This window comes from Pseudomonas syringae pv. cilantro (genome assembly GCF_001293775.1).
GTDB classification, from domain to species: Bacteria; Pseudomonadota; Gammaproteobacteria; order Pseudomonadales; family Pseudomonadaceae; genus Aquipseudomonas; species Aquipseudomonas syringae_P.
Genome location: NZ_LGLN01000080.1, coordinates 1 through 5,521 on the forward strand (window position 1 = coordinate 1; position 5,521 = coordinate 5,521).

Annotated in this window: 5 protein-coding genes and 2 pseudogenes; all 7 read left to right on the forward strand. The window is 49.1% G+C overall.

Translation table 11 applies throughout. The features are described from left to right. Window positions 1–629: 629 nt before the first annotated feature. Window positions 630–1,652, forward strand: a complete 1,023-nt coding sequence (locus tag ABJ99_RS22455; RefSeq protein WP_005746549.1) for a zinc-dependent alcohol dehydrogenase — start codon at window positions 630–632, stop codon at window positions 1,650–1,652. Window positions 1,653–1,705: 53 nt separating this feature from the next. After that, window positions 1,706–2,380, forward strand: a complete 675-nt coding sequence (locus tag ABJ99_RS22460; RefSeq protein WP_005746550.1) for a dihydrofolate reductase family protein — start codon at window positions 1,706–1,708, stop codon at window positions 2,378–2,380. Then, window positions 2,380–3,033, forward strand: a complete 654-nt coding sequence (locus ABJ99_RS22465) for an HAD family hydrolase (RefSeq protein ID WP_005746551.1) — start codon at window positions 2,380–2,382, stop codon at window positions 3,031–3,033. The genes ABJ99_RS22460 and ABJ99_RS22465 overlap by 1 nt, the downstream gene beginning before the upstream one ends. 1 nt (window position 3,034) lies before the next feature. Next, window positions 3,035–3,637, forward strand: a complete 603-nt coding sequence (locus ABJ99_RS22470) for a DUF1349 domain-containing protein (RefSeq protein ID WP_005746552.1) — start codon at window positions 3,035–3,037, stop codon at window positions 3,635–3,637. Window positions 3,638–3,657: 20 nt separating this feature from the next. Then, complete coding sequence (locus ABJ99_RS22475; RefSeq protein WP_054087690.1) at window positions 3,658–4,851, forward strand: MFS transporter; 1,194 nt, start codon at window positions 3,658–3,660, stop codon at window positions 4,849–4,851. Window positions 4,852–4,986: 135 nt separating this feature from the next. Further along, window positions 4,987–5,199: pseudogene (locus ABJ99_RS29365) on the forward strand (hypothetical protein); the annotation flags it as partial. Window positions 5,200–5,388: 189 nt separating this feature from the next. Continuing rightward, window positions 5,389–5,521 (forward strand): annotated as a pseudogene (locus ABJ99_RS30070) (DUF3742 family protein); the annotation flags it as partial.

Consider the following 5,521-nt stretch of genomic DNA (forward strand, 5'->3'; position numbering starts at 1 on the left):
CCCATGATGAAGTCATGGTGGGCCTTTTGCTCTATAGGGCTCAGCGTGACAAGTCGAAACCCATATCCATCCTGGAAAGGTTAAGTACATCAGCCTCCACCTGAATGGTTGGGATCCAAACAGTGTCAGCGAACCGATGTTGCCATGCCTGCCGAAGAAAATGTAGCCTCCAAGTGCTTGTTTAGGATGGTTTTTTGTAAATTCCAATTCGTGCAAAGCTGCCTTTCTAACCCTTTCGGCATCCATTTTCGGCGGGCCCGCCGGCCTTTTCGGGTAAGGCACTTACCCTTATTACCCATTCCATTCAAACCCTTTGCCTTGCCATTTGCTTCAGACCATTTCGGCTCTTTGGGGCTTTGATTGCCTCAGCCTGCTTCATTGCGCCTGTGAGGGGAGGGGCTGAAAAATCAACCCGTTTGTACGGGGGACCGGGCGGCAGCGAGGCGAGGCGCGAAAAATCTGGAACCAAAACTGGAAGAACAGCCACTCATCGTGTGCGACTTTTGTCGATGGGTCAGAGATGCTTGGGCAGACCAACATTGCTTAAGGCTAAGCGTTGCAGCAGGTTTGGCAGCAAAAGCGCTTTGTGGCTAATATTTTCCTGGTAGAAATGGAGTGATTATCAACTTATGAAAGCACTGGGCTTAATGGATAACCAGAGGCTTGAACTTGTGAATTGCAAGGATCCTGTCATGCTTGCTCCTGACGGCGTAGAAATCGATATCGTGCTATCAGGTATATGCGGAACTGATCTGGCGGTATTGTCGGGCCGTGAAGGTGGAGAGGTCGGCATTATACGCGGGCACGAAGCAGTTGGCATTATTATCGATGTAGGTGAGAGCGTAGTACACCTACAAAAAGGGATGCGGGTGGTGGTTGATCCCAACGAATACTGTGGCGTTTGCGAACCTTGCCGTCTTGCTAAAACGCACCTATGCAATGGGGGGGCGAACGCTGGGTTGGATATCGCAGGTGTCAACAAACATGGAACTTTTGCCGAGCGCTTCGTTACTCGTGAGCGTTTTGTGTATCAATTGCCAGACGATATGAGCTGGGCAGCTGGTGTGTTGGTTGAGCCTGTCGCCTGCATTCTGAATAATATAGACCAGGCGTTCATTCGAGCGGGAGAGCGTGTGTTGATCCTAGGGTCTGGCCCTATGAGTCTGATTGCGCAGATCGTTCTGCGCTCAATGGGAGTTGACACGCTCGCCACTGATCGAAACACACATCGAATACAGTTCGGCCGCTCACAAAGTCTTGATGTTATACATGCCGATGATCTTGAGTTGCAGATGCAGCACCAAGAAAAGTTTGATGTTGTTATCGATACTGTCGGTAATCAGATCGATACAGCTTCACGCTACATCGGTCGCGGTGGGAGAATTGTACTTTTTGGATTTGATAGCGACTATCATTACATGCTGCCTGTTAAGTACTTCCTGATTAACGCTATCAGTATTATTTCTGCTGGAGAATACAATCAGCACTTTCCTAGAGCAATTCGTCTTGTGCAAAAACTTCCTGAGCTAGGGCGGCTGGTAACGCATCGCTACGTGCTAGAAAATCACTCGGAGGTTTTCGATGCACTTCTGAACGATGCTTCCGCCCCCAATATAAAAAGCGTATTCACACCAAATCTCGCTTATTTTTAATACCCAATTTCCTCTGTATGATACGAGCGGAATCAAGGAATCAAGGAATCAATATGAAAGTTACTGTATTCAGTCAGATATCAATTGATGGCAAGTTGACGATGGGCAAAGGCGCATCCAGCAAGCCGTTGTTTCAGAACTTTAATGATGATGATATGCGTTTTATCCATAAATTCCGCGGCGAAGTCGACGCAATCATGGTAGGGCGCAATACAATTGTTACTGACGATCCACAATTGACCAATCGCTATGAGTCGGGTCGTAACCCAATACGTATCATTCCCACCACCTCCTTAGATCTGCCTGCTTCCGCCAGTATTTTCAAATCACCAGAGAAAACTATTATCGCAACTACCGAACAGGCTCGTGATCATGACATGGTCAAACATATCCGTGCTTGTGGAAAGGAGGTGCTCTTTGCCGGTGCAAAGCATGTCGACTTTACACGACTTTTCCCTATGCTGGAGGCGCGCGGAATAAAACACATCATGGTTGAGGGCGGTGGCAACCTGAACTGGCAGGTATTCAATCTCGATCTGGTAGATGAAATTATACTCATGCAGGTGCCTATCATCATAGGTGGTGCGGCAACTGCAACGCTTGCTGACGGGGAGGGGTATCGGGATATCAACATGGCCAATTCTTTTACGCTGCATGCTTTAGAAGCACGCCCCCATTACAATCTCTTGCACTTCAAGCGCGAATCGAACAATCGGAGCCCATACTGATGCAGGCGATAGGGGCTGTTATTTTTGATATGGATGGAGTTCTGGTTGACAGTGAGCCCCTTTATATGGAACAGGAAAAGAGTTCCTGTTTGCGCTACGGCGTGACCCTTAATGAAAAAGATCTGTCACGTTTTTTGGGAACTACACAGCACTACATGTGGAGCACGATTAAAAATGAGTACGCGCTCACTGAATCCATCGACCACCTGATGGCACAGCATCAACAGCAATTAATGCGCTCAATCAGTTTTGAATCGTTTCAATCCATGCCTGGCGTGGAGGCGCTTCTCAATTTATTGGAGCATACCAGAGTGCCCTGTGCCGTAGCCTCTTCGTCTCCACGTAATTTGGTCGAGCTTATATTGAAAAAAACGAAATTGCGTCGATTTTTCAAAGAGGTTATTTGTGGTACTGATGTTAAAGAGAGTAAACCGAATCCGGAGATTTTTCTTACGGCGGCCAAAGGACTTGGAGTGTCACCTCGTTCATGTCTGGTTATTGAAGACTCCCATCACGGTGTTACCGCTGCGAAGGCCGCCCATATGTTTTGTATAGGTTTGCGTCATCCCAGCTCATTGCAGCAGGATTTGAGCGCTGCTGATCTGATCGCCAATAATCATTGTGACATCAAGCAATGGTTTGCAGAAAAATAGTATGAAAAAACTCAATTTTTCCGAGCTGAACTGGATTAACACTCCTGAGCATTTCTCGATTACCGAAAATGAACTCGTCATCCATACGTCACCTGATACTGACTTTTGGCGGGGTACCTATTATGGTCTTGAATACAATAATGCTCCGGGTATTGTGATGCGCAGCGAGGAACGTTTCTGGACGCTGAAATCTAAGGTCGCGTTTGAATCCAATATGTTTTTTGATCAGTGTGGAATGTTGATCTATATAGATGATAATAACTGGATGAAAAGCGGGATCGAATATCAGAGTAATGGCTATCAGCAGCTTTTTTCGGTGGTCACGAATAACGGGTTCTCGGATTGGGCAATGACCAATCTTGATCGTGTTACGCAGACTATGTACTACCGACTTAGTCGCCGGGGCAACGATTTTCTGCTCGAGCATTCCGCTGACGGAAAAATCTTTAATATGATGCGGATGTTTCATATGTTTCAAGCACATACCACGGTTCAGTTCGGGTTTTTTGCGAGTAGTCCGGGTGACTCGTCATTTGCCGCACACTTTTCGGAAATAGAGTGGACAGAATGTCTGTGGGATGCGCATACCTCCTCCCGTTTCTAATTCAAAGAGTCGTGTGAGTAATGAAGAATCTATTCAGCCAAAACAGCCGCGCACTTTATGCGTGCTACGCCGCCATGGCATGTCTGGCCATGGCGCTTAACTTCCTACCGGTATACCTGACTTCATTCAGTGATACGTTCGGTGGAGCATCAGGGCTTACAGCTGAGCAACTTGGCAGAATTCCCGCTGTCATGTTTCTCAGTTTCATCGTTGCAATTCTGGTTACGGGGCCTTTGGCGGACCGTGGCAGCGCCATGGCTTTCATTCTCATCGGTCTGCTGATCACCATGGCCGGTTTGGGAGTAGTCGCCTGCTCTCCTTCCTACTCCTTTCTGTTGTTCGCCGTTGCGGTTATGGGTTTTGGCGCGGGTGTACTGGACATGATTCTGAGCCCCATCGTGGCGGCCCTGCAGCCAGATCGGCGTAGCGCAGCCATGAACTGGTTGCATGCTTTTTTCTGCGTAGGTGCTGTGGGGGCAGTGCTGATCGCCAGTGTCGCGCTGAGGTGGGGTATTTCGTGGCGAATTGTTTCACTCGTCATGATGGCTGCGCCTTTATTTACTTTTTTGCTGTTTCTGCGGTTGACCTTGCCGCCCTTAATAGATGAAGACACGCAACGGGACTCGATGCCGGCGCTTATCCGGCAACCCTTTTTTATCGTTTGTCTGATCGCCATCTTTTTAGGTGGAGCAACCGAAACAGGGCTTTCACAATGGCTGCCTACCTACGTCGAACAAGGATTAGGGTACTCGAAAGAAGCTGGTGGTTTTACGCTGGCTGGATTTTCCGTCGGTATGGCACTCGGCCGAATGGTCGCTGCGGTCTTGCAAGAGCACGTCCCACCAGTTCCTTTGATGCTTGGGTGTTGCGCGGTTACTGCTGTTCTTTTCATAGTAATCAGTTTTCCGCCTAGCCCTGTAATTGCAATAGCTGCTGCTATTGCCGCAGGATTTTCGGGAAGTTGCCTTTGGCCAACGATGCTAGCTGTTTCTGCTGATGCCTACCCCCAGGGAGGGGCGACAATGTTCTCTGTATTGACAGCGATCGGCAACGCGGGGTGTAGTATTGTCCCTTGGTTGGTGGGTGTCATCATAAATTATTCAGACATTCACATTGGATTGTTGGCGGTCATGGCTTGCCCTGTAGGGATGATGGTGTTGCTCGTATGGATGGCTCCTTGGTCACGTGGAAAGGCTGTGATTCCTCCTCCTTGACCAAGGGGGGCTGCCGGTCAGCGCTCAAGCCCGAAGCGATCGCGTGCAGTCTGGTGCACTTGCTCGGCATTGAAAAACCCTTGGCGACTCGCTTTCGGTCTAACCAGACTTAAGATTCCAAGCCGCCCATAACTCACCTACGATGTGCGGTTGATGACCTGGGGGCAACTGAGGCAGTGAGTCGTCTGTTTCTACCGGGGTTCAAGTACAGTGAGGCTGAGATACTTTTGCAGGATCTGCGACAGTCTCGCGAATTTTACGAATGACCTGTTCGCGGCGTCGCAGTCGGCATCGTCGGAGAAGGTGATGGGAGTGCAGGATGAGATCAATACACGCTGTGTTAGAGGGGCTTGACGATCATTTATGGGTTGTGAATGGTCTATAGGAGCAGCTGGAGCCTCTGTGTAGCGGGTTCGCTTGCAGCCCCATTCATCCGGAAACACTGTCGACTCGGGCGGCTCAACGGTCGGTATCTGTTGCCCAACTGCTCGTTGAGGGCTTGATTTTCAAGGGGGATTGAGCTGAAGATACCCACTCATGGGTTATAAATTGATGTCAATACGACATACTCTAATCGACAAGGGGAGGTGGCTCATGACCACAGATGCCAATACGGATTTAAGCGGTGCAGCGCGTTTTGGTCACGTGCTCGGTCGTGGTCTGCGTCGAA

Bases quoted from the DNA above. Each gene is read 5' to 3' on its own strand.
- ABJ99_RS22455 (WP_005746549.1), top strand. From the start codon at position 630: ATGAAAGCACTGGGCTTAATGGATAACCAGAGGCTTGAACTTGTGAAT.
- ABJ99_RS22465 (WP_005746551.1), top strand. From the start codon at position 2,380: ATGCAGGCGATAGGGGCTGTTATTTTTGATATGGATGGAGTTCTGGTT.
- ABJ99_RS22460 (WP_005746550.1), top strand. From the start codon at position 1,706: ATGAAAGTTACTGTATTCAGTCAGATATCAATTGATGGCAAGTTGACG.
- ABJ99_RS22470 (WP_005746552.1), top strand. From the start codon at position 3,035: ATGAAAAAACTCAATTTTTCCGAGCTGAACTGGATTAACACTCCTGAG.
- ABJ99_RS22475 (WP_054087690.1), top strand. From the start codon at position 3,658: ATGAAGAATCTATTCAGCCAAAACAGCCGCGCACTTTATGCGTGCTAC.